The sequence below is a fragment of the Lentzea albida genome (assembly GCF_900111005.1).
GTDB lineage: Bacteria > Actinomycetota > Actinomycetes > Mycobacteriales > Pseudonocardiaceae > Lentzea > Lentzea albida.
The window spans coordinates 68,776-92,967 of sequence record NZ_FOFV01000024.1 but is presented as its reverse complement, the minus strand read 5'-3'; the positions used below and the strand labels follow the sequence as shown (position 1 = coordinate 92,967).

At 73.1% G+C, this 24,192-nt stretch carries 13 protein-coding genes; 10 read left to right on the top strand and 3 right to left on the bottom strand.

Annotated elements, in window-relative coordinates; all coding sequences use genetic code 11:
- Window positions 1–12: 12 nt before the first annotated feature.
- Both BMY74_RS39335 and BMY74_RS45485 read right to left on the bottom strand, forming a co-directional pair.
- Entirely contained in the window at window positions 13–1,548 is a 1,536-nt protein-coding gene (locus BMY74_RS39335) for a hypothetical protein (RefSeq protein WP_089925924.1), read from the bottom strand.
- Window positions 1,549–2,079: 531 nt separating this feature from the next.
- Complete coding sequence (locus BMY74_RS45485) at window positions 2,080–2,256, bottom strand: hypothetical protein (protein ID WP_177230149.1); 177 nt, start codon at window positions 2,254–2,256, stop codon at window positions 2,080–2,082.
- A gap of 527 nt (window positions 2,257–2,783) precedes the next feature.
- On the opposite strand from BMY74_RS45485, the gene BMY74_RS39330 reads away from it, so the two are divergent.
- Window positions 2,784–3,173: an HPF/RaiA family ribosome-associated protein gene (locus tag BMY74_RS39330; RefSeq protein ID WP_089926095.1), complete on the top strand. Its 390-nt coding sequence runs from the start codon at window positions 2,784–2,786 to the stop codon at window positions 3,171–3,173.
- A gap of 719 nt (window positions 3,174–3,892) precedes the next feature.
- On the opposite strand, the gene BMY74_RS39325 is transcribed toward BMY74_RS39330, so the two are convergent.
- Window positions 3,893–4,627: a class I SAM-dependent methyltransferase gene (locus tag BMY74_RS39325; protein ID WP_089925921.1), complete on the bottom strand. Its 735-nt coding sequence runs from the start codon at window positions 4,625–4,627 to the stop codon at window positions 3,893–3,895.
- Window positions 4,628–4,987: 360 nt separating this feature from the next.
- On the opposite strand from BMY74_RS39325, the gene BMY74_RS39320 reads away from it, so the two are divergent.
- Genes BMY74_RS39320 through BMY74_RS39280 form a run of 9 tightly spaced genes read left to right on the top strand, consistent with a single transcriptional unit; the run spans window position 4,988 to window position 24,185 of the window.
- Window positions 4,988–8,818, top strand: coding sequence for a non-ribosomal peptide synthetase (locus tag BMY74_RS39320; protein ID WP_218159903.1), 3,831 nt, complete (start codon window positions 4,988–4,990; stop codon window positions 8,816–8,818).
- A complete protein-coding gene (locus BMY74_RS39315; protein WP_089925915.1) occupies window positions 8,815–15,168 on the top strand; it encodes a type I polyketide synthase in 6,354 nt (2,117 codons plus the stop codon). The genes BMY74_RS39320 and BMY74_RS39315 overlap by 4 nt, the downstream gene beginning before the upstream one ends.
- Window positions 15,165–16,667: an ABC transporter substrate-binding protein gene (locus BMY74_RS39310; protein WP_218159902.1), complete on the top strand. Its 1,503-nt coding sequence runs from the start codon at window positions 15,165–15,167 to the stop codon at window positions 16,665–16,667. The genes BMY74_RS39315 and BMY74_RS39310 overlap by 4 nt, the downstream gene beginning before the upstream one ends.
- On the top strand, window positions 16,664–17,623 hold the full coding sequence (locus BMY74_RS39305) for an ABC transporter permease subunit (protein ID WP_089925912.1): 960 nt from the start codon (window positions 16,664–16,666) through the stop codon (window positions 17,621–17,623). Before BMY74_RS39310 ends, BMY74_RS39305 begins: the two co-directional genes overlap by 4 nt.
- Window positions 17,620–18,393, top strand: coding sequence for an ABC transporter permease (locus BMY74_RS39300; protein ID WP_089925909.1), 774 nt, complete (start codon window positions 17,620–17,622; stop codon window positions 18,391–18,393). The genes BMY74_RS39305 and BMY74_RS39300 overlap by 4 nt, the downstream gene beginning before the upstream one ends.
- Window positions 18,390–19,769 (top strand): ABC transporter ATP-binding protein, encoded by a 1,380-nt coding sequence (locus BMY74_RS39295; protein ID WP_089925906.1) that lies wholly within the window; start codon window positions 18,390–18,392, stop codon window positions 19,767–19,769. The genes BMY74_RS39300 and BMY74_RS39295 overlap by 4 nt, the downstream gene beginning before the upstream one ends.
- The gene (locus BMY74_RS39290; RefSeq protein ID WP_089925903.1) at window positions 19,766–21,106 is read left to right on the top strand and encodes a class I SAM-dependent methyltransferase; all 1,341 of its coding nucleotides are present in this window, start codon (window positions 19,766–19,768) and stop codon (window positions 21,104–21,106) included. Before BMY74_RS39295 ends, BMY74_RS39290 begins: the two co-directional genes overlap by 4 nt.
- Window positions 21,103–22,221, top strand: coding sequence for a class I SAM-dependent methyltransferase (locus BMY74_RS39285; protein WP_089925899.1), 1,119 nt, complete (start codon window positions 21,103–21,105; stop codon window positions 22,219–22,221). Before BMY74_RS39290 ends, BMY74_RS39285 begins: the two co-directional genes overlap by 4 nt.
- Entirely contained in the window at window positions 22,218–24,185 is a 1,968-nt protein-coding gene (locus BMY74_RS39280; RefSeq protein WP_089925895.1) for a condensation domain-containing protein, read from the top strand. The genes BMY74_RS39285 and BMY74_RS39280 overlap by 4 nt, the downstream gene beginning before the upstream one ends.
- Window positions 24,186–24,192: the final 7 nt, after the last annotated feature.

Below are 24,192 nucleotides of genomic sequence, written 5' to 3'. Positions count from 1 at the left end.
ACCTTCAGCTTGTCAGGAGAAGAGCACGTTGTGCGGCTCCGAGTAAGCGCCTGCCGCGCCGCAGTGCCCGCCGGTGATCGCGAACCCTGCGGCGACCCATTGGGCCGGGTTCGCCTTGTAGGTGCGCACCGTGAGGTAGTCACCCCACCGGTAGAGCCCGCCGGTGGAGGTGCAGGTGTTCCCGCCGCCCCACAGGTAGTAGTTCGGTGACGTGTCGATCGCGTTGGCCGGTGAGTTGTTCACCGCCGCGCCAGGGTAGTAGTGCGTGGTACCAGTGCCACCGCCCCAGGCGAAGGTGTTGCCGACGCGGCCAGCGTTGTTGGGCGCCATGGACATGAACTGGATCGCGCCCCAGGTGCCCCACTGGTCACCGGCACCGATGTAGGCCTTGGTCGACTCGTTGAACCACACGATCCTCGTGTACGGGAACGGGTGCGCGGCGTCCTGCTTGGCGTTGAAGGAGAATCCCAGGATGCCGCTCGCCCGGTAGGCGCCGAGCGTGCGGGAGTCGGCGAACTGGCACCAGTTGCGCACGACGCCGTCCGTGCTGCCGCAGTTCTGCCCGCTGTTGCGGGTGAAGAAACCGTACGACGCCACGGTCCGGTCCCACCAGGAGTAGCTGCCGGAGCTCTCCGCCCACGCGTAGACGCGGAACGACGAGCCATTGGTCTGACCCCAGTTGCTGCCCCAGAACAGGGTGTCGGTCGAGCCGGGGACCAGCTTGAAGGTGAAGCTGTCCGTGCGGTTGAGGAAGTTGTAGCTGAACCCGCTGCAGGTGCTCATCGGGAACTTCGGCAGCCGCACGATCGCCGAGCCCTGGGGTCCGGACGCCGGGAAGAAGTTGGTCGAGATGGCCACGAAGTTGTTGGTGATCGTGATGTCGTTGTAGTCCAGCGTGGTGCCTGCGGCCAGGCCGAACCACGTGGCGTCCATGTTCCAGAAGCACCAGTTGGTGAACGCGCCCGCGCCGGCCGCGGACGCGTTGGCGATCACGAGCCGGTTGTTGTACTGCAACAACCAGAACTGGCGGCCCGTCGCGGCGTCGTACTGGGTCACCTGGTCACAGCAGAACCCGCTGCCGAACAGCGTGAACGGGTCGAGGAAGTTCCACGTCGCCCCGTTGTTCGTCGACCGGCTCGCGTACCAGTTGCCGACCTGGAAGATGTTGGCGCCGTTGGCGTCCGTGCTCGGTTCCTGCACGAACGACGAGAACGACGCACCACCAGAAATCCCGCTCGCCGGGATCGTCGAGTTGCGCAGCACGCTCGCGGTCGCGGCACTGATCCCGCCGGGCACCGCCATCTCGGGCCCCAGGGCGCCGTGACGCGGCTCAGGTCCCTGCTTGCCGAGGTTGGCGGTCTGGTTCTCCTTGGCCTGCTTGCGCCCGGTGAGTTCGGCGATCTGCGCTTCGGTGTAGCTGCGCGGCTGGTCCGACACCGCAGCGGTGACGCGTGCCCCCGCCGTCACAGCACGGTTCTGCGTCGCGTTGATGCTGACCGGCGCAGCACTGACCGCGACCGGCGCGGACAACGTGCCCGCCACCAGCACGCTAATTACAAGAATTCGCGTGCGTCTACCACGATATTCGTCACGAAATGGCATGTATCGCATACACCCTCGCTCCACTGGTTGAAACAGGGTCCACCGAAGCGTCGTCCTGACAGACATTTCACAAACAGGGACGAAGGGCCTGACTTGCGCACACTGGACCGAATGTCGCGCATTAGAATCCTTGATGTCAGCCGAATGCGAGCCTTCGATATTCATCCAACACCAATCAACCGACGGCACAGTCGTTGCTATCTGTCATGCACGTTCTGGGGTATTCATGAGAAGAATGCGGACTATCCGTTGGCGCCGCGCGTCCTTGTGCAGCACGGTGACCGGCCTGTTGGTCGCGTCGCTTTCGACTGCGACCACGCCGGTCCTGGCAGGCCAGGACCGGGACACGGCCGTCACGAGCAGGTGATGCCCCGACCGCAGTGCGACACGTCGGGCGCCCCGGTCCGCAGGGGACCGTCCAGCCTCGGACCGTTGACCTGTCGGCCTTGCCCGGCCGCCGGGGGGGCCGCCTCGCATTCACGCCGCACCGAACGAGGCGATGCTGCCGCTGGCATCGCAGTGGGCGTTCATGCGCGGCGTCTGGGGCGCGCTGAGCGGCACCCTCATCTCGTCGGCTTCGAAGACGGCGTCGAAGGACGCGGTGTACTTGCGGTCGATCGGGAGGAAGCGGAGGGACTCGACACGGCTACCCACATCGCCGGCGAGGTCACGGGCCTGCCGGATCGCCCGCTGTGCGGTCGGATGCGCGGTGACACCGGTGATGTGGAGCGTGCGGGTGTGATGTTCGAGGAACGCCGATCAGCCGCCGCCGGAGGGCTGTGCACGCAGACTTCCACTTGCGACGACGGCTTTCACGAGCCCCACAGGTTCTCGCCGATCAGGGACGGCCCCTCCCCGGGTGACCCCGGAACGCCACTCCCGCCCACCGCCGGGAGGAAATGCCGCAGGTCCCGATCGGAGCAGGACTTTGCGACCTGACGCCCCCCGATGTTCCGATGAAAGTGTTCGTGCGTGCCGACAACCACGTGCGTCCACTTGGGCAGCGCACCGGTACTCGTGACAGACTCCGCGAGTGCGTGCTTGCACGACGTGGTTGCGCTTGACCAGTTCGTGATGCCACCTCGGCACCGCGGCCGGGCCCGCCGAACGCCGTCGCGTTTGGGCCGGCCGCTCCTGTGGTATCGACCAGAACCATTTCTGTCCCGTTCCGGAGGGTGTTCATGCAGATCCAGGTCAACACCGACCACAACATCCACGGTGGCGAACGACTTGCCACCTATGTGACCACCGACCTGGAAAGCAGTCTGTCCCGGTTCAGCGGTTGGCTGACCCGCGTGGAAGTCCACCTCAGCGAGGACGGGGGCAGCAAGCCGGAGGACAAGAAATGCGTCATCGAGGCGCGCCCAGGAGGCAAGCAGCCGGTCGCGGTCACCCACCACGCGACCACCGTGGACGACGCCTACACCGGTGCCGCGCACAAGCTGGGAAGGGTGCTGGACTCCCGGTACGACCGCGCCCACGACCACAAGGGCAGTGACAGCATCCGCCACATGCCCGCCCCGGAAGACCCCGAACTGGTCGGCACGATCGAGGACCAGCCCCGGAACTGATCGAAGCGAACTGGCGCGGTGGACGTCATCAGCCGGACCTCTGGTCGGTTCAGCCCGGCCGGAGGTCCGGGCCCGTGCACCCGACGTGGGGCGCTCGCTCCGGTCGGGTGCACGGCGCTGAGACCGCGCTGACAACGGCGCCGCGGCTGCAAGTGATCGGTGTACCCCGGCAGCGGACCTCCTCCGGTCCCGGAGCTCCTGCGAGCGTCCGGTCCGGCACCGGCGCAGGTGAACGAAGTTCCCGTCTCGGTGTTCCGGCCTCGGCCCGAACCGGGGCGGAGGACGGCCTGCGGCGGGGACCACCGGCTCTGCACCGCGGGGTGTGGCGAGCAGGGCCCCTGACGCATCAGTCGACGCAGCCAGGTGGATCTCGCGGCGGTGGCCGAGGCGGCTGCCGCGTCCTGTTCTCCCGCGGTGGACGTGGAGGGGCTGTCCAAGACCTGCGGGTCGGGCCTGGCCGACCACGACCTCCAGGCGTCGAGCGCCTTCGCCGACCTCCGCCGCTACCCGCTCGGCCACCTCGACGTGTGCTCAGGGGCAGCGTGCGATCAGATCAGCGACGAACAGCTCGCCTTCCCGCCGGCCCCACCTCTGCTCACCGGACCGGTGAGAGATGTCCCGGCCGGAGACAACACCCCCGGCGCTCCGCGGCCCGAGCGCGGGCCCTCACGCGGGTGGATCGGCCGGAGGTCTCGTGACCGCGCCGGCCGCCCTTCACGTCACGAGGTCGCCGGGTGGACCTCGTACAGGTGCTGGTCGGCGTCGAGGACCGCGAGGGCGAGACCGGCTTCGGCGACCTCGGCGGCCAGCACCCCGGGGCTCGTCACCGCCCACTCGTCGGAGGCGGTGAGCTCCGTCAGCACCTCCCCGTCACGCTCGACCCGATAGGTCATGTTCCAGGTGATGGCGTTCTCCCCGGACGGCTCGGCCGCCGCGACCCCGACGTAGGTCAGCCCGCCGACCCGCACCTCGGCCATGGGCGTCGCCGACACGCGGACCGGGATGAACGGCGGCTGGAGGTTGAGCACCGCCCGCCCACGCGCGTCGAGACGCCCGGCGAACAACCGCCAGAGGGCCTGGCGTTGTGGCGGTGGGAAGTGGCCGAGCACGTTCATCGCCACGATGCCGGACAGGCGGTCCGGCAAGGCGGCGGACAGCACGTCGTCGCCGAGAACGGTGACGCGGCGCCTGAGGTCCTCGTCATCGGCGCAGCGTGCGAGCAGCGCCGTGCGCAGGGCCTGGTTCGGTTCGACGGCGACGATCGCGGCGTCGGGCAGTGCCGCCGCGAGGACCGCGGTGCCCAGTCCGGTGCCCGCGCCGATGTCGAGCACCGGCCCGGTGCTGGTGTCCATTCCGGACACGGCACGCGTGAGAGCAGGGCCGAGCCCGGTCCACGCGTCGCGCAGCAACACGGCGACGTGCTCGGCCGTGCGGTCGTAGAAACCGTCGGACATGAAGTTCCTTTCAGCAGTGGTGCAGCGTCGTCGGGGTCTCGACGACGCGGCGTGCTCCGCACCGCGAGCCGCCGGCCCGCGCGGGTGATGACTGCGTCCGAAGAGGACGGTCAGGCGGCGGGGCCGGGCAGCAGACCCGGGGTCGACCACCCCCAGGTTGCGGGAAGCGGTGCACGACAACGCCACGCGCGCCTCACGCCGGCCCGATTCATGCACCGATCGCAATTCGACACGCAGCGTGCTCCCCGTCATAGTCGCGATCACCCCACCAGGTGAACATGATACTCGTTTTCGTGTATGAATGGTCAGCGCGTGCCGGTCGTCGCCACGCGCTGTTGCCTTGAACGCGAAGGAGATCCGGTGAGCGTGGTGCGGGCCGACACAGCGATCCCCCTGGACGAGGTCGTCGAGGCGGTGGCCGAGACGCTCGACGTTCCGCCCGCCTCGGTCGGCGTGGACACGCCGCTCATCGCGCTCGGACTGGAGTCGTTCACGGCGGTGCGCCTCCGCCGCCACCTGCTCGACACCACGGGAGTCGCTCTGGCGTTGACCGACTTCCTCGGACAGGCCACCGCGCGCACCGTCGCCGCGGCGCTGAACGCGCAGGACGAGGACGCGGGTGGTCCTTCGGCCGACGAGCCCAGCGACGAGTCGTTCCCGCTCACGCCGATCCAGACGGCGTACTGGGTGGGCCGTGACCCGGGATTTCCCCTGGGCGGCGTCGCGACGTTCTACTACCGCGAGTTCGAACACGACACACCGGTGGGCCACGACGAGGCCGCCCGGCTGGGTACCGCGTGGAACGCGCTCGTGCGGCGGCACTCCGCTCTGCGCATGGTCGTCGACGACGACGCCACCGGCCGCGTGCTCGCGACCGTGCCGCACCACGAGATCCCGGTGACCGACCTGCGCGACCTGCCGCCGGACGAAGCCGCGCGCGTAGCGGCGGAACTGCGCGAGAAGTGGTCGCACCAGACTCGACCCACCGGGTGCTGGCCGCTGTTCGACCTGAACCTCGTCCTGCTGCCTGGGCAACGCAGCCGCGTGTGCGTCGGGGTGGACGTGCTCTCGCTCGACCTCGCCGGCTGGATGCAGGTCATGGGCGAATGGGGCGCGCTCGTCGCCGACCCGGACACCCCGCTGCCCGAGCCCGGCACCACGTTCGCCGAGGTGGCCCGCCGCCGGGCCGCGCAGCGACTCGGCCCGGACGACGACCGCGCCCGCCGGTACTGGGCGGACCGCGCGCTGCCGCCGGGCCCGGCACTGCCCACCGTCACCGACGTCGCGTCCGTCAGGCGGCACAGGTTCACCAGGACCGCCACCGAACTGGACGCCGAGCGCTGGGCCGCGCTCAGGCGGGCGGCTTCCGATCACGGTGTGAGCCCGACGGCGTTGCTGCTCGCGGCGTGCGGACTCACGCTCGCCCGGTGGAGCCCGGTCGCCGACTTCTGCCTCAACACGACGCTGTTCGACCGCCCCGACGACCCCGAACTCGCGCACGTCGTCGGCGACTTCACCTCCACGATGCTCGTGCGGATGCCGGTGTGGGAGGCCCGCGACGGCTTCGCCGCCTACGTGCGCGCGGTGAACGAGCGGTTCTGGTCGGACATGGACCACCGCGGGGCCGGCGGGACGCAGGCCGTCCGGCCCGGCGGGAACGCGATCGATGCCCCACCGCACCCGGTGGTCTTCACCAGCGGGCTCGGCCTCACCACGGGCGACGCGGACCCCGCGGCGTGGCTCGGCTCCGAGGTCTACGGGATCTCGCAGACGCCCCAGGTCCTGCTCGACCACATCGTCCACGAGGAGGCCGGCCGCCTGAAGGTGTGGTGGGACGGCGTCGACGGCGTCTACCCCGAGGGGCTCGTCGCCGGAATGGCCGACGCACACCTGCGGCTGCTCACCGCCCTGGCGGGGGAGCCGGACAGCTGGGAGGACCCCTCGCTGGGCTGGACACCGTCCTTCCGGCCGGACGTGCCGCTGGACGTCGCGCCGTTCGCCGACGCCGGACCGCTGCTCGACGACCCGCTGCGGGCGGCCGCGGACCTCGACCCCGGCGCACCGGCGCTGCTGGACTCGAGGTCGTCGCTCAGCCACGGCGAGCTCGCCCGTGACGCCGACGCGATCGGCCGCCGTCTCGCCGCGTCCGGTGTCGGCCCCGGCGACCTCGTCGCGGTCTCGGCACCCAAGAGCATCGACCAGGTCGTGGCACTGCTCGGCGTCGCGGCCAGCGGCGCCGGCTACGTCCCGGTCGAGCCGTCGTGGCCGGTCGAACGAGTGGCTTCGGTGTGCGCGCAGGCGGGGATCGAGCACGCGCTCGTCACCGGCGACGTCCCGTCGATCTGGCCGGAGACCGTGCGCGTCCACCGGCTCGACGCGGCGGACGGCGGTTCCACCGCTCCCGTGCGTCCTTCGCCCGAGGAGCTCGCCTATGTGATCTTCACGTCCGGTTCCACCGGCCGTCCCAAGGGCGTGGCGATCGAGCACCGCGCGGCGCGCACCACGATCGACGACCTGGTCGACCGGTTCCCGATCACGCGCGACGACCGGATGCTCGCGCTGTCGGCGTTCAGCTTCGACCTCTCCGTGCACGACGTGTTCGGCGTCCTCGGTGTCGGCGGCGCGCTGGTGGTGCCGGACGCCGAACGGCAACGCGATCCGGAGCACTGGCTGGACCTGATGGACCGGCACGGCGTCACGCTGTGGAACACGGCACCGGCGCTGCTGGAGATGCTGGTGGAGTACGCGGAGATCGATCCCGCCCTCGCCCGCCGGGCTCTGCGGGCGCTGCGGCTGGTGTTCCTGTCCGGCGACTGGATCCCCGTCACCCTGCCCGACCGGCTGCGCGAACTCGCTCCGCAGGCGCAGGTGGTCAGCCTCGGCGGCGCCACCGAGGCGTCGATCTGGTCGATCTGCCACCCGATCGGCGAGGTGGACCCCGAGTGGCCCAGCATCCCCTACGGCAGCGCGCTGCGGGGGCAGAGCTTCCACGTCCTCGACGAGGAGGGTCTGCCCGTGCCGGTCGGCGTGCCAGGTGAGCTGCACATCGGCGGTGACGGACTGGCGCGCGGATACGTGGGCGACGCGGAGCAGACCGCACAGCGGTTCGCGGTGCACCCGGTGCTGGGCCACAGGCTCTACCGGACCGGGGACCTCGGGCGGTGGCGCCTCGACGGGACGATCGAGTTCCTGGGCCGGGCCGACCGGCAGGTCAAGGTCCGCGGGCACCGCATCGAGCTCGGGGAGGTCGAGTCCGTGCTCGACCGCGCTGCGGGCGTGCGCAAGTCCGTGGCCGCCGTGGTTCCGGGACCGGACGACAGGCCCAGGCTGATCGCCTTCGTGGTGCCCGCCGACCCCGCCGCTCCCCCGGCCGCGCCCGACCTCTCGGCGCACCTGCTGACCAGGGTGCCGCAGTACATGGTGCCGTCGCGGTTCACCTTCCTGCCCGAGCTGCCGATCACCGCCAACGGCAAGGTCGACCACACCGCGCTGCCCAACCCCTACCGCCGCGACGAGATCCCCGCGGCCGTGCCCGAACAGTCCGCTGTGGACGTTCGAGAGCCATTGTGGCTGACCGAGGCCGTGGCCCGTGCCGCCGAGCTGGGGCTCGAGGTGTCCCTGACCGTCGGGCCCGGCGCGCACACACCGTCGGACGCGCTCGCCGCGGCGGCTCAGTGGAGCCGCGCCACCGCGACGGCGGCCGCGGCTCTGGGAGTGGAGCTCCGCGAGAGCCTCAACGCGGACGGGCTGCTGCGCCTGACCGTTCCCGCGGCACCGGCACGGCAGCGGCCCGTCGCACCGCGCACGGGGGTGGCCGCACCGCCCGTCGCAGCGGAGGCGGCCGCACAAGCCGTCACGGCGGGGGCGGCCGCACCGGCCGGCCCGGAACTGGAGGAGACCGTGCTCGCGGTGTTCCGCTCGGTGCTCGGACCGCACGCCGACGCGACCACGTCGTTCTTCGAGCTGGGCGCGACGTCGCTGAGCCTGGTCCTCGCGTACCGCAGGCTGACCGCGCAGGGCTTCGGGACGCTGACCGTCGTCGACCTGTTCGCCAACCCGACCGTGCGGTCACTCGCCGCGTTCCTCGCACCGGTTGCTGCCCCCGAACCCGTTCCCGATCCCGTTGCGGCCGTGCCCCGGCCGCAGGGCCGTCGTGACGCACGCCGACGCGCCGAGCAGGTCGTCCGATGATCGCGATCACCGGACTCGCGTGCCGTTTCCCGGGCGCCGTCGACACCACCGCGTTCTGGGAGCTGATCAGGACCGGGCGCAGCGGCCTCACCCGGTTCACCCCGGAGCAGCTGCGTGCGACCGGAGTTCCGACCGACCTGCTCTCCGCACCGGGCTACGTCCCCGTCGGCGGGCTCATCGAGGACCAGGACGCGTTCGACCCCGACGCGTTCGGGCTCACCGACGCCGAAGCGGCGCTGATGGACCCGCAGCAGCGGCTGTTCCTGCAGACGTGCTGGCAGGCGCTCGAACAGGCCGGCCACGGCGGCGGCGTAGGAGCGGGCACCGTCGGCGTCTACGCGGGCGCGTCGCACAGCGCGTACCTGGAGAGCAACCTGCGCGGACGCTGGGACCCCACCGGCGGCGGAGCCGATCCGGTCGGCAGTCTGCGCACGGCGATGGCGACGCACGGCGACTACCTGCCCTTGCAGGTCGCCTACCGGTTGAACCTCACCGGACCGGCGATGTCGATCACGAGCACCTGCTCCAGCTCCCTGGTGGCGGTGCACGTGGCGGCGCAGGCCCTGCTCGCCGAGGAGTGCGACACGGCGCTCGCGGGCGGGGTGTCGCTGATCGTGCCGCAGGGACACGGCTACCTGCACGTGCCGGACGGCATCTACTCCGACGACGGCGTGGTGCGGCCCTACAGCGCCGACGGCAGCGGCATCGTCTACACGCAAGGGGTCGGCGCGGTCGTGCTGCGCAGGCTGGAGGACGCGCTGGCCGACGGCGACCCGGTGCTCGCCGTGCTGCACGGGTCGGCGGTCAACAACGACGGGGCGCTCAAGGCAGGGTTCACCGCACCCTCTCCGCGCGGCCAGGCCAGGGTGATCACCGAGGCGCAGGCGGTCGCGGGAGTCGAGCCGCGCCGCGTCGGCTACCTCGAAGGGCACGGCACGGCGACGGCGCTCGGCGACCCGATCGAGGTCGCGGCGCTGCGCTCGGTCTTCGGTCCGAGCGAACGGCCTTGGTGCGGGCTGGGTTCGGTGAAGGCGACCATCGGGCACGCGAACACCGCGGCGGGGATCGCGTCGCTGATCAAGACCGTGCTCGCGCGGTCGCACGGTGTCGTGCCCCCGGCGCCGCACCACGAGCCCGTCAACCCGGAGCTGGGTCTGACCGGGTCGGCCTTCCACCTCTCCGGTGAGGCCCGGCCGTGGCCCGAGGACGCGGAGTTCGCGGGCGTCAGCTCCTTCGGCATCGGCGGGACGAACTGCCACGTCGTGCTCGGACCGGCACCGGAGCTGCCCGCGTCCACTCCGGACGATCGACCACAGGTCCTGGTCGTGTCCGGGAAGACCGACGGGGCCGCCCGTGCCACGGCCCGCGCACTGGGCGAGCACCTGCCCGCCGTGACGGACTCCGCGGCACTCGCGGACCTGGCACACACCCTCGACGCGGGGCGCACGCACCACGAGCACCGCATCAGCGTCGTGTGCTCGCCGGGTGATCTCGGTTCCGCCGCCTCGGCACTGCGCGAGGCGCGGCCCGTGGAGGCAGCCAGACCGCGGATCGTCTTCGCGTTCCCCGGCGCGGGCAGCCAGTACTCCGGCATGGGCTCCGTGCTCCACCGCACCGAACCGGTCTTCGCCCATGCCGTCGACAGGTGCGCCGAACTGCTGCTTCCCCTGACCGGTCACGACGTCCGCGACGTCGTGCACGGCAGGGCCGCGCGGGTCGGGGACGCGGCCGTCGGGCTGCCGGCGTTGTTCGCGGTGTCCCTCGGCACGTCGGAGCTGCTGACGTCGTGGGGCGTGCGGCCGGACGTGGTGCTGGGCCACAGCCTCGGCGAGTACACCGCCGCCGTGGTCTCCGGCGGGCTCACCCTGCACGACGCCGCACGGCTCGTGGCCGTGCGCTGCACCGAGGTCTCCCGCGCCGCAGGTGGTGGGGCGATGCTGTCGGTCGACCTCGCCGACGTCTCGGGCCTGCTCGCCGAGCACCCGGACGTCGACCTCGCCGCCCTCAACGGTCCGGCCGGCACGGTGCTCTCCGGCACGGCCGATGCGATCGCGGCGCTCGAAGCCACCGCCAGGGCAGCCGGGCTGCGCTACCGGCGGCTGCGCGTGGACGCGGCGCTGCACTCGCGGCTCGTCGAGCCCGCCGTTCCCGCCGTCCGCGCCGCGGCGGCACGCCTCTCCCCCGCGCGGCCGGAGATCCCGGTGGTCAGCACCCTCACCGGTGCCGCGGTCACGGACGAGCTGGGCACCGCCGACCACTGGGCGCGGCAGCTGCGCGACCCGGTGCGGTTCTCCCCGGCGCTGCGGGAGGCCGTGGGTACGACACCGTCCGTGCTCGTCCAGGTCGGGCCGGGCAGCAGCCTCGTCACGCTGGCTCGCGCGCACCAGGACCTGCCCCTGGCCGACTCCGTCACCACGCTCGACCACGACCACGACCACGCCGGTGCCGAGGCGGAGTCCGTGCGGGCCGCGGTCGCCCGGCTGTGGGCACGCGGTGCCGAGGTTCCGCTGGACGGCCTGCGAGGAGGACGGCGCCGCCGGGTCGTCGCGCCCGGTTACGCGTTCCAGTCACGAAGGCTGTGGATCGACGCGCCCCGGGAACAGCGAGAAGCGCCGCGCGTGCCGGCGTTGCTCCAACTCCCCCGCTGGCACCAGCTCCCGCCGCTGCCGCAAGCCCTGCCCGACGGCCACTTCCTGCTGGCCGCGGACGCGGACCTGCCGGCGGCACGGGCACTCGGCCTGCCCTCCGTCCTGGAGCACGACCCGGCCACACCGGTCGACGGGGTGGTCGTGCTGACGCGACCCGGACAGGACGTCGAGTCCGTCGTGCTCGCCCACGCCGACCTCGCGCGCGGGCTCGGCGGGATCGAGGTGCCCAGGCTGCTCGCCGTCACGTTCGGCGCGGACCGGGTCGAGAGCACGGACGAGGTCTGCCCCGGCGCCGCCGCGGCCCGTGCCCTGACCCGCGTCCTGGCCCAGGAACACCGCGGGATCCGGTGGCGCACCCTCGACCTCCCGGCCTCGGCCGAACCGGACGTCGTCGCACGCACGGTCCTCGCCGAGCTCGCCGACCTGCTCGGCACACCGGACGAACGCGGCGGCGACATCGCCTGGCGGTCCGGCACCAGGTGGCGGCGCGACATCGAGCCGTGGCCCGTCACCCCGGTCACCGGTGCCACGACCGGTCTGACTCGCGCCATCGTGTCGGGTGGGCTCGGCGACGTCGGTCTGGTCGTCGCGGAACGGCTGGCCCGGCGGGGCGCCTCCGTCGTGCTCACCTCCCGCCGCGCACTCGGCGACGTGCCCGACGCCGCCAAGACCGTGGACGCGCTCACGGCGGAAGGACTCGACATCCGGACCAGGACGCTCGACGCCTCCGATGTGGACGGGTGGGCGGCCTTGCTGGCCGAGTGCTCGCCCGACGTGGTCGTGCACGCAGCGGGTGCCGCCGCCACGGCGCGAGCGGTTCCGCTGCGCGACGTCACCTCCGACGAGGTCACCGCGCACCTGCGGGGCAAGGTCGGTGGCGCGACGGCGCTCCGCGAGGCTCTCGCGGTGGTGCCCGAGTCGTCCCGGCCGGGCCTGGTCGTGCTGATGTCCTCCGCGGCCACGCTGGTGGGCGGCATCGGCACCGGGCCCTACGCGGCGGCGAACGCGGCGCTGGACGCGATCGCGACCGGTGAGCCCCGCTGGACGAGTGTGGTGTGGGACGGCTGGAGCGTCGGTCCCGGTGGCGCCGAGCGCGACGTGGTGCTGCGCGACGCGCTCGACGCCGCGACCGGGGGCAGGGCCCTGGACCTGGTGCTGGACCAGCACTTCATCGGCGTGTCGCCCTCCGTGGTGGCGGTGTCGCGCACGGACCTCGCCCGGCGCCGGAACGACGCGGCCTTCACCGAGGCCGCCGGGTCGTCCCCGGTGGGCACGCTCGCGGACCCGTTCGAGCAGCGGGTCGCCGAGCTGTGGACGGAGCTCTTCGGCATCGCGATCACGGCACCGGACGCGGACTTCTTCGCGCTGGGCGGCCATTCCCTGCTCGCCACAGGCATGCTGGCCACCCTGGGCCAGGAGTACGGCGTCCGCCTGCGCCTCGCGGACCTGCTCGGTTCCCCGACCGTGGCCGGGCTCGCCGCGCTGCTGCGCACGCGGGAGGTGGCGCCGCCAACGCCGGTGCTCCAGGCGGTGGCGGCCGAGCCCGACTCGTTCCCGCTGACCAGGGTCCAGCACGCCTACTGGATCGGCCGTGACGGCGGCTACCGCTGGGGTGACGTGCCGTGCCACTTCTTCCTCGAGTACGACTGCGCCGATCTCGACCTGGCGCGGTACGAGGACGCCTGGAACGCCGTGATCGCCCGGCACCCGATGCTGCGCGCGGTCGTGGACGCGCAGGGCCAGGCCAAGGTGCTGCACGACCTGCCGCGGTTCCGCATCCGCACGCACGACCTGACCGCACTGTCCGAAGAGGACCGCGAACGCAGGCTCGCGACGTTGCGCGAGAGGGTCAGCCGCAAATCGGGACCGGCCGACCGCTGGCCGTTGTTCACCGTGCAGGCCGCCCTCCTGCCCGGCCACGGCGTCCGGCTGTTCCTCGGCGTGGACGTGCTGATCTGCGACGCGGCGAGCTGGTGGGTCATCGACCGCGACCTGCACGCCCGCTACACCGATCCGTCCCGGGAACTCGCCCCCGTGGGCATCCATCCCGCCGCGTGCGTCCAGGCCCTGGAGGACCGGCGCCGCGGCCCGGACGGTGAGCGGGCGGCCTCCTACTGGCGGGCTCGGCTTCCCGGACTTCCCGCCGCACCGCCGATTCCGGTGGACGAGACCGTCACCGCGGGACGTTTCGCCCGGCACCGCGCGACGCTGGACGCCGGCCGCTGGGAGCAGCTGAAGCGACTGGCCGCGCAGCACCGGGTGACCCCCACCGCCGTGCTGCTCACCGTGTACGCCGACGTGCTGGCCGACTGGTCCGGCGCGGACGCGTTCAGCGTGGTGCTCACCCTGTTCGACCGGCCGGACATCCACCCGGACGTCGCGAACGTGGTCGGGGACTTCACCTCCCTGGTGCTGCACGCCGTCGAGGACGCGTCGGTGGGCACGTTCGCGGAGCGTGCCCACCGCACCCAGCAGCGGATGTTCCGCGATCTCGACCACCGCGAGCACTCCGCGCTGGACGTGCTCGCCGAGAAGTCGAGCGCGCAGGGCGGGGTCGCGTCGGTGCCGGTCGTGTTCACCAGCGCGCTGGGGCTCACCGAGGTGATCGGCGCCGACCACGACCCGCGCTGGATCGGCACGAAGGTCGCCGCGCTCAGCCAGACGCCGCAGACGCTGCTCGACCACCAGGTGCTGGAGGAGGGCGGAGAACTGCTGCTGCAGTGGGACGTGCTGGAACCCGTCGTGCCTCCCGCGCAGGTCGCCGCCGCCGTGGCCGATCACGCCGCACGGGTGCGCAGGCTCGCGGACGACCCCGCGTCGTGGACGGACGGGGCTCCGCCACCGGTCGACGACGCCGACGTGGCGTTGCTGCTGCGGCAGGGCACCACGCCCGGCAGGACGCTGTTCCTGCTGCACCCCTCGGGCGGTGACGTGCTGTGCTACACCGACCTGTCCCGGCTGATCGACCCCGGCGTCACCGTCGTCGCTCTCACCGACCCCGGGCTGTCCGGCCACGCCGCGCCGGAGAGCGTGGACGCCCTGGCCGAGCTGTACCTCGGTGTCCTGCGGCGTCACCAGCCGCACGGCCCGTACCTGCTCGGCGGCTGGTCGATGGGCGGCGACCTGGCCCAGCGCGTGGCCTGTCTGCTGCACGAGGCGGGCGAGCACACCGCCCTGCTGGTCATGCTCGACTCCAACGACCCCACGCACATCGTCGACGTGCCCGGTTCCCCCGCCGAGGCGGACGCGGAGGTGCGCCGCCGCTACGTCGCGTCGCTGGCGGGTTTCCTCGGCGTGCCGCTGGACGCGGGAGAGCAGCCGTCCCAGGACGACGTCGACACGGCGTTGCGGTCGCAGGGCCTGCTGCGCCCAGGTTCCAGCGCCGCCGAACGGGTGGCCGTCTTCGCCCGGCACCTGCGCGGCCTGGCCGCGTACGAACCGCGGAGGCTGAACGATCCCGGCACCCGGACCCTCGTGGTCAAGGCCGGGAGGAAGGCCCCGGTCAACTCGGGCGTCGGCATGGGCGTCGACGACGTGCCCGGTGACCCCGCGGACCTCGGGTGGACCGCGCTGCTGGCCCGGCCGCCCCGGACGGAACCGGTGGACGCCCACCACTACTCCCTGCTGCGCGGCGACCCCCTCGCCGTGATCGCCGCACTCGTCAACGAAGAACTCACCCGCTGTGAAAGGCCCGCACCGTGACCCGCCTCCCCCGCCGCCTCGTCCTGCTGGCCGTGGCCGCGCTGACCACCACCGCCTGCGCCACCGGCAGCACCGCGTCCACCACCGCCGAACTCGTCCGCTACGCCGCGGTGGGCTCGGCCGCCACCGCGAGCAACGACCCGCACGGCGGACTCGGCAACGAGTCCGACGCCCTGCGCTTCGCGCTGCTCTACGACGTGCTGACCGTGGCCGGTCCCGACGGCACGACCGCGCCGCGCCTGGCCACCGCCTGGGAACCCGACTCCACGCTCACCCGGTGGACGATCACCCTGCGCACGGACGCGACCTTCGCCGACGGCAGGAAGGTCAGGGCCGCCGACGCGCTGTTCTCATTGCGCCGCATGCAGAGCAAGGCCGCCGAGAACTACGGCCGCATGGCGATGTTCGACTTGGACGCGTCACGCGCGCTCGACGAGTCCACTGTGGAGCTGCGCACCCGGTCACCGTTCGCGGCCGTGCCGGAGGCGTTGCAGTCGGCGACCTTCGTCGTGCCCGAGGGCACGTCGGACTTCAGCTCGCCGCCACCGGGCTCCGGGCCCTACCGGATGACCGGCGGTGACCCGGCGAACGCCGCCCTGGAGCGCAACGACGCGTGGTGGGGACCGAAGCCGCCGACGAAGCGGATCGAGATCCGCGCGGTGGCGGACCCGCAGGCACGGGCCGACGCGGTCCGCTCGGGACAGGCCGACGTCGCGGGCAGCGTGAGCCCGACCGCCGCCGCCCAGGCCGAGAGCGCGGGCGTCCAGGTCCTCCGCCGACCGGCTGTCACGACGTACCCGGTCGTGATGCGGCTGGACCAGGCACCGTTCGACAAGCCCGAGGTGCGGGAGGCGGTGAAGCTCGCGACCGACCGCAAGCAGCTCACCGACACCGTGTTCGGCGCCTACGGCAAGGTGGGCAACGACCTGCTGACCCCCGGCGACCCGACCAGTCCCCGGCTGCCCGAGCGGAACCGCGACCTCGACCGCGCTCGCGCGCTGATGGCGCAGGCGGGTTACGCGGGTGGCACGTCGGTCACCCTGCACACCACGACGGCCTACCCCGGCATGGACTCGACCGCGACGCTGCTCTCCGCGCAGCTCGCCGAGATCGGGCTGAAGGTCGCCGTGCAGGTCGACCCGCCGGAGAGCTTCTGGACGAAGACCTACGCCCAGGCCGGTTTCTACGTGAGCTACCTCGGCGGGATCGGCTTCCTCGACGTCTCCCGCATCGCGTTGCGCGCGGCCTCGCCCACCAACGAGACCGCGTGGAAGAACCCGTCGTGGGAACGCGACCTGGACGCCGCGCTCGCCGAGCCCGACGCCGCGAAGCGGGCCGGAGCGCTGGGTGCGTTGCAGACGGCGGTGCGCGACGAGGGCGGCTACCTCGTCTGGGGTGTGGGCGACGGCCTCGACCTCGCCCGCGCGGGCGTCAGCGGACTGCCGACCGGACCCGGTTTCGCCCGCCTGTTCATCGACCAGGTGCGGATCACGGCATGAGTGCTGCCGCGTCCCTGGCCCGCGCCGGAGGAGTCGTTCTGGCGCGGGCCACCGCGACCGCCGTGGTCGTCTCGGCCGCCGTGTTCGCGGCGGTGAGCGCACTGCCCTCGGACGCGGCCGACACGCGCACCGGTGGCCGCGCGAGCGCGGAGACCTTGGCGCAGCTCAGGGAGACGCTCGGCCTGGACGCGCCGCTGTGGCAGCGGTGGGGCCGGTGGACCACGACGATCCTGAACGGGGACTGGGGACGCTCGCTCGTCACCGACCGGCCGGTGGTGGACCTGGTGGCGCCCCGGCTCCAGGCCACCGCCGTGCTCACCGCGGTGGCGGTGGCCCTGGCGGTTCCCCTCGCCCTCGCCCTCGCGCTCGCGGCCGGAACCACCCGGCCCCGGTCGGCACGGCGCTGGGCGGCGTTCGCCACGGCGGGCGCCGCGGTGCCGCAGACCGTCGTGGTCGCGGTGCTCGTGGTCGTCCTCAGTGGACTGCTGAGCTGGCTGCCGCCGTTGTCCCTGCTGCCACCGGGCGGTTCTCCCGCGGGCCGGCCCGACCTGCTCGTGCTGCCCGCTCTCGCCCTCGCGCTGCCCGCCGCCGCCTGGGCGGGTGGTCTGCTCGGCGGTGCGGTGGCGGACGCCTGGAGCGCACCGCACGTGCGCGACGCCGTCGCCCGCGGGGTGACCGGCTGGCGGCTGCGGACCCGGCACGTGCTGCCGTTCGTGCTCTCGCCCGCGATCCGCGCGGTGGCGGTGGTGACCGCGGGCACCGCCACCTCGGCGGCCGTCGTCGAGACGATGCTCGGCTACCAGGGCCTCGGAGAGCTGTTGGTGACGGCGGTGGCGGGCAGGGACACCCCGGTCGTCGCGGCCGTCGGGCTCATCGGCGCGCTGGTCGTCGTCGCGGGCACGGCCCTCGCGGACCTCGCCGCCGCTGTCGTCGAGGTGCGGAGGGACCACCGATGAGATCGGCGTGGCCCACCGCGGCCGTGTTCGCCGTCGTGCTCGCCGGCGGTCTGCTGGCACCGCACGATCCGGTAGCAGTGAGCGGCCTTCCGTTCACCGCGCCGGGTGGCGACCATCTCCTCGGCACCGACGTGCTGGGCAGGGACGTGCTGTCCCGGTCGCTGACCGGCGGCGCCGGTCTGGTGGTGCTGGCCGCCCTGGCGGGCGCCGTCACGTGCGGCATCGGGGTGGCGTGCGGACTCGTCGCCGGGTGGCGCGGAGGCTGGGCGAACCGGGTGATCACCGCCGTGGCCGACGTGCTCACCGCCGTGCCGGTCCTGCTCGTGGCACTCGTGATCGCGATCGCCGTGCCCGGTCCGGTCGCCGTCGTCGCCGCCACCGTCGCGGGAGGAGCTCCGCTCACGGCGCAGATCGTGCGGGACGCCACGCGGTCGGCGAAGTCGGCGGGCTGGGCGGACGCCGCCCGGTGCCGGGGAGAGACGACCGCCGCTCTGCTGGTGCGCGAGGTGCTGCCCGCGATGTCGGGGCTGGTCGTGGCGGAGGCCGGGCTGCGGTTCGTCCTCGGTCTCCAGCTGGCCTGCACCCTCACACTCCTCGGGTTCGGGGCCCAGCCACCCGCCGCCGACTGGGCCCTGATGCTGCGCGAGAACCTGCCGGGCGCGGCGGCGAACCCCTCCGCCGTCGCGGCGCCCGCCCTGCTCCTCGCGACGCTCGCCTGCGTGGTCGCGCTGGCGCTGCGGTCCCGCAGGGACGCGGAGGTGACGGCATGACGGACCTGACCGTGCGCGGCCTGATCGTCCACGACGGACGCGGTCGCGCCGTGCTCTCCGGGATCGACCTCGACGTGCCCGCGCATTCCGTCGTGGCGGTGACCGGCCCCTCAGGCAGCGGGAAGTCCACGGTGCTCAAGGCCGTTCTCGACGTCCTCCCACCCGGCCTGCGGCGCACCGGGGGCGAGGTCCGGTGGGCGGGCGCGCCGGTGGCGCCAGGGCGTGCGGCCGTGCGGTGGCGGCGGCGGTGCACCGGCCTGCTCGCACAGGACCCGGTGAGCACGCTCAACCCGCTCTGGACCGTCGAGCGTCTTCTGTCCGAAGTGGAGGGAGGTGCCGACGCGGCACGGCTGCACGCGCTGGACCTGGACCCCGCGGAGGTGCTCCAGCGCAGGCCCCACCAGCTCTCCGGAGGGCAGGCGCAGCGCGTCGCGCTCGCCAGGGCGACGGCGGGAGACCCGGCGCTCCTCCTGCTCGACGAGCCGACCAGCTCGCTCGACGCCGACACGACCAGGCTGGTGGCCGACCTCGTGCGGCGGCGCCGGGAAGAAGGACTCGGCGCCACCCTGCTGATCTCCCACGACCACGAGTTCGTGTCGGCGCTGGCCGACCACGTCGTCGACCTCGGATCCACCGGCTCCGGATTCACCCCGCCCGCCGCGCCACCCCCGGAGGACGACGTCGTCCTGCACGTCGACGCGCTGGGCATCGCGCACCCGGTGCCGTTGCTGCACGACGCGACGTTCGAGGTGCGCCGCGGCGAGCTCGTGGTGGTCGTCGGTCCGTCGGGCAGCGGGAAGACGACGTTGCTGCGCGCGTTGGCGGGACTGCACGAGCAGTACACCGGCCTGGTCGAGGTCGGCGGAACGGCATTGGCACCCCTGCCCCGGCGGAGCCGGGAGCACCTGCGCGCCGTGCAGTACCTGCCGCAGGACCCGTTCGCCGCGCTCAACCCGGCGCACCGCGCCACGTCCGCCGTCGCCCGCGCCGCACGGGTTCTGCTCGGGCTCTCTCGCGACCGGGCGACCTCCGCAGCGCTGGAGCTGCTCGCCGCAGTGCGGCTCGACGCCGCGACCGGGCACCGCCGGCCCCGGCAGCTCTCCGGCGGCCAGCGGCAGCGCGTCGTGCTCGCCCGCGCGCTGGTCGCCGAACCGCGGCTGCTGCTCGCCGACGAACCCACGTCGGCGCTCGACGACCGCACCGCCGAGGCCGTCCTCGGCGTGCTCGCGGACCACCGGGCGCGCGGGCTCGCGGTGCTCGCGGCCACGCACGACCCGCGGCTCGTCCGGTGCGCCGACCGCGTTCTGCGCTGGCGGCACGACGCCCTCTCCGACGAGACAACCCGTCACCCCACCCGAGGAGGAACCACCCGGTGACCACATCCGAGCTGCCGGTGCTCGCCGTGATCGAGCGCCTGCGCGCCCACCCCTGGATCGGGCACTGCGAACGGACCGAGGACGGGGTGCGCGTGCACCCCGCGCCGCACTTGCTCGACACCGCTCCCGAACCGGGCGCGCTCGTCACCGAGTACCTCGAGCAGTGGAGCGAGGTCTACCAGCTGACCTACTCCTCCGCGTCCGCCGACACCCCGGGCGACCTGGACCTGAGCGGCTGGCGCGCCTCCGACTCGGGAGAACCGCTGCCCACCGGGCACATGCGCCAGTGGGTCGAGCGCACCGTCGAACTCGTCGCGGGCCTGCGCCCCCGGTGGGTGCTGGAGCTCGGCTGCGGCACCGGCATGCTCCTGCACCGGCTCGCGCCGCGGGTGCGGGGCTATGTCGGGACCGACGTCGTCAGCGGTTCCGTGCGCGGGCTCGACCAGGCCCGTGGCGCGGTGCGCACCGTGCGGGCGGCGGCACACGAGGCCGCGGCGCCGTCCGTGGCCGCGGCGATGGCGGCCACGGGTTTCCCCGCGGCGACCCCCGACTGCGTGGTGCTCAACTCCGTGACCCAGTGCTTCCCCGACGTCGGCTACCTCAGCGAGGTCGTGCGCGAGGCGGTGCGCGTCGTGGCCGGCGGCGGGCACGTCGTGATCGGCGACAACCGGCACTCCGGGCTGCACGCCGACTTCAGCACGTGGGTCGAGGAACACCGCGGAGCCGGTCCCGACCTCGCCGAACGGGCCCGCGCCAGGAGGGAGCGGGACGAGGAGCTGCTGTTCGACCCGCTCGTGCTGGCGCGGGTCGCCGCCGAGGCGGGGGCGTCGACCGGGCGTGAGGTGCGGATCGCGACGTTCCCGAAGCTCCTCGACGCCGACTCGGAGCTGACCCGCTACCGCTTCGACTGCGTCCTGTCCGTCGACTCCGGCGCACCGGTCGCCGAGCCGCGCGCTCTGCCGTGGCCGCAGGCGGCGGACGTCCTCGACGGGTCCGGTGTGCGCGTCACGGGCATCCCGAACGGCGCCCTGCCCGGCACGGGTGACCCGGCGACGACCGCGGCGGAGCTGACCCGCCTCGTGGCAGGCCTCGACGCACGCGTGACGCTGGCGGCGCACGACCCCCGTTCGCTGGAGATCGTGTCACCCGCCTCAGCCGCGTGGCGTCCCGCCGAGGAGGTCGCCTCGCTGGGCGGCGGTGCCGCGCACGAACCGCTGCGCCGCTTCACCGCGCAGCGACTGCGCTCGGTGGTCCGCAGGTGTCTGCGCGACGTCCCCGGAGCGAAGGACGTCCACGTCGAGGTCGTTCCCGTTCCGCACCGGACGGCCGAGTCGTGATCGAGCGCTGCGACCGGGCCGGGCTCGCCGCCGTCGACCAGGCCGGCCTCTCCGCGCTGCCCGAGGCGATGCGCGCCCTCGACGAGGCCGCACTGGACACGATGGCAGCGGTGCTGCGCCGGGCGGGACTGTTCCGGCCCGGCGTGAGCCACCGCGCCGACCAGGTGCTCGACCGCCTGCGCGTGGCCGACCGGCACCGCTGGATCGTCCGCGGCTGGGTGCGCGCGCTCGTCCGGCACGGTCGCCTCCAGGCCTCCGCCGACGGCGCGGTGCTGCGTGACCTCTCCCCTGCGCCGGCTACCCCCGCGCCCCTGCCCGAGCTGTGCGCCCGGTTGGGATATCCACCCGAGGTCGCCACGTTCTTCACGTCCGCCGCCGCGCGTCTGCCGGAACTGCTGCGCGACGAGGTGACCCTGCAGTCAGTGCTGTTCGGGGCCGACAGCACGGAGACCGCGGACGGCGTCTACCGCGAGAACGTGATCAACAGCTACCTCAACGCGGCCCTCGTCGAGGTGCTGCGCGGCACGCTGCCGCCCGCACCTCGCGTGCTGGAACTGGGCGCGGGTGTCGGGGCCACCGCCGTCCCGGTGCTCACGAGCCTCACGGGTCCGCTCGAGTACCTGTTCACCGACGTCTCCCGCTACTTCCTCGACACCGCGGGAGAACTGCTCTCCGCCGACGGGCGGGTGCGGTTCGGTGAGCTCGACATCAACGAACCCGCGTCGCACACGGTCGACGCGGGCTCGTGCGACGCCGTCATCGCCGCCAACGTGCTGCACAACGCGATCGACGTCAACGCCGTGCTCACCACGGCACGCTCCTGGCTGCGCCCAGGAGGCCTGCTGCTGGTCGTCGAGTCGTGCGGCGAACTGCTGCAGGCCGCGGTCTCCATGCAACTGCTCATGTCCCCCGCGCCGGGCCGTCCCGCCGCGGGCTCGCTCGACCTCCGCGCGGGCGAGGACCGCATCTTCCTCACCCGCGACGAGTGGGTCACCGCGCTGCGCGACAACGGCCTGAGCCCTGTGCTCGACCTCCCCCACCCCGACCACCCCCTCAGCGCACTCGGCCAGCTCCTGCTGGTCGCCACACCCACAACTCCGGGAGCAACGCGATGACCGACACCCTCGACCACCGGGAGACCCTGGCCGGCATCTGGGGCCGGTTGCTCGGGCTCGACGCCGCCGCCGTGCCGCACGACGCCGGGTTCCTCACCCTCGGCGGCGACTCCGTCCTCGCCGTGCGGATGTCCGCGCAGGTGCGCAAGCAGCTCGGCGTCGTGCTGGCGCTGTCCGACGTCCGGGTCGAGATCACGCTGTCCGAGCTCGCCGACCTCGTCGCGCAGCGCGCCTCCGGCGGCGGCCGGGCGCTGCCCGTCGACGTCCTGCGCCGCACGGACCCCGACGAGCCGTTCCCCCTGCTGCCCCTGCAACAGGGCTACTTCGTCGGTCAGCAGGACGGGTGGGAGCTGTCCTACCCGTCCGCGCACCACTACGTCGACATCGGACTGTCCGAAGTGGAGGTGGACGAGGCGGCGGAGTCGTTGCAGGACGCCCTGCGCCGGCTCGTGGCACACCAGCCCACCCTGCGGGCCCGCGTGCTCCCCGACGGGCAGCAGCGGATCCTGCCCGCCGACGACCCAGCCGCCGTACCCACGCTGACCGTCACCGACCTGCGCGACACCCCCGCCGACGACGCCGCTCGCACTCTGGCCGCGACGCGGCACGAGATGAGCACCAACGGCCCCAACCCCGCCGACGGCCCCGGTATCGACATCCGGCTCACGCTGCTCGACGACGACCGCGCCCGGCTGCACTGCGCGGTGAGTCTGCTCATCATCGACGGCTGGTCCTCGAACGTCTTCTACCGCGACCTGTTCGCCCTCGTCGCGGACTGGAACGCCACCCTGGCGCCGCTGGACGTCGACTACGGCGACTACGTGACGTCCGTGCGACAGTTGCCCGGCACCGCGGCCTGGGAGGCCGACCGGGACTGGTGGTTCGACCGGCTGCCGGAGTTCGGACAGCCGCCGGCCCTGCCGTTGCGGCTCGACCCGGCGCACGCACGTCCCGATCTGATGGCCTCGACCCAGCAGACCGTGGACAGCAGCACCTGGGCGGCCGTGCGCGCCCAGTGCGCGGCTCACGGTGTCACCCCGTCGGCAGCGGTGTTCACCGCCTACGCCTGCGTGCTCGCGCGAGCGGCCGGTCACCGCGTGATGCTGCTGAACTCGTTGCAGCTCAACAGACTGCCGTTGCACCCGGACGTGCACCGCATCATCGGGGCCTTCGCCTCCACCATGCTGATCCCCGTCGAGCTCGAACCGTCGGCCTCGTTCGCCGACCTGGCCCTCGCCTGCCAGCGCCAGTTCGGTGACGCGGCGGCGCACAACCTGATCAGCGGTGTCGAGGTGTCGCGGGAACTGGGCCGCCACCGCGGCACGCACCGGCCGGTCGCACCGGTGGTGTTCCAGAGCACGCTCGGCATGGACGCGGCGATGGGCCAGCGGCTCCCGCAGGACGCCGGACCGCTCGGCGTGATCGACATGCACGACCACCACCAGCAGCTCCGCACACCGCAGGTCGCGCTCGAAGTCCGCCTGTTCGAACTCGACGACACCATGACGGCGGTGTTCTCCTACGTGGAGGAGATCTTCGAACCCGGTCTCGTCGAGCGGATGTTCCGCGAACTGCTCGACCACGTCCGCACGCTCGCCGAGCCGGGTTCCTGGGACTCGGCCGTGCCGCTGCCCGCGGCGGAGCACCCACAGCACTCCGCGGACGTGCTGGTGCTGGGCGGATACGGACGCACCGACACCGCTGGGGACTCGGAGAGCGGTCCGCCGCGCGACGACCTGGAGAAGCAGATCTCGCTGCTGTGGCAGGACGTCCTCGACGTCGCCGAGGTCGACCGGGCGGGGAACTTCTTCGCGATGGGCGGAGACTCGCTGCTGGCCGTGCGCACCCTCGCCCGGCTGGCCAGGGAGACCGGGACTGCGGTGAGCGTGCGCGACTTCCTGGCCTCGCCGACCGTGGCAGGTGTGGCCGCACGGATCCGCACCGCGCGGCCACACCCGGCGTGAGTGTCCC

What these genes read in the sequence shown, in the direction of transcription:
- BMY74_RS39300 (WP_089925909.1), top strand. Translation starts at nt 17,620, where the DNA reads ATGAGATCGGCGTGGCCCACCGCGGCCGTGTTCGCCGTCGTGCTCGCC.
- BMY74_RS39325 (WP_089925921.1), bottom strand. Translation starts at nt 4,627, where the DNA reads ATGTCCGACGGTTTCTACGACCGCACGGCCGAGCACGTCGCCGTGTTG.
- BMY74_RS39330 (WP_089926095.1), top strand. Translation starts at nt 2,784, where the DNA reads ATGCAGATCCAGGTCAACACCGACCACAACATCCACGGTGGCGAACGA.
- BMY74_RS39305 (WP_089925912.1), top strand. Translation starts at nt 16,664, where the DNA reads ATGAGTGCTGCCGCGTCCCTGGCCCGCGCCGGAGGAGTCGTTCTGGCG.
- BMY74_RS39295 (WP_089925906.1), top strand. Translation starts at nt 18,390, where the DNA reads ATGACGGACCTGACCGTGCGCGGCCTGATCGTCCACGACGGACGCGGT.
- BMY74_RS39280 (WP_089925895.1), top strand. Translation starts at nt 22,218, where the DNA reads ATGACCGACACCCTCGACCACCGGGAGACCCTGGCCGGCATCTGGGGC.
- BMY74_RS39315 (WP_089925915.1), top strand. Translation starts at nt 8,815, where the DNA reads ATGATCGCGATCACCGGACTCGCGTGCCGTTTCCCGGGCGCCGTCGAC.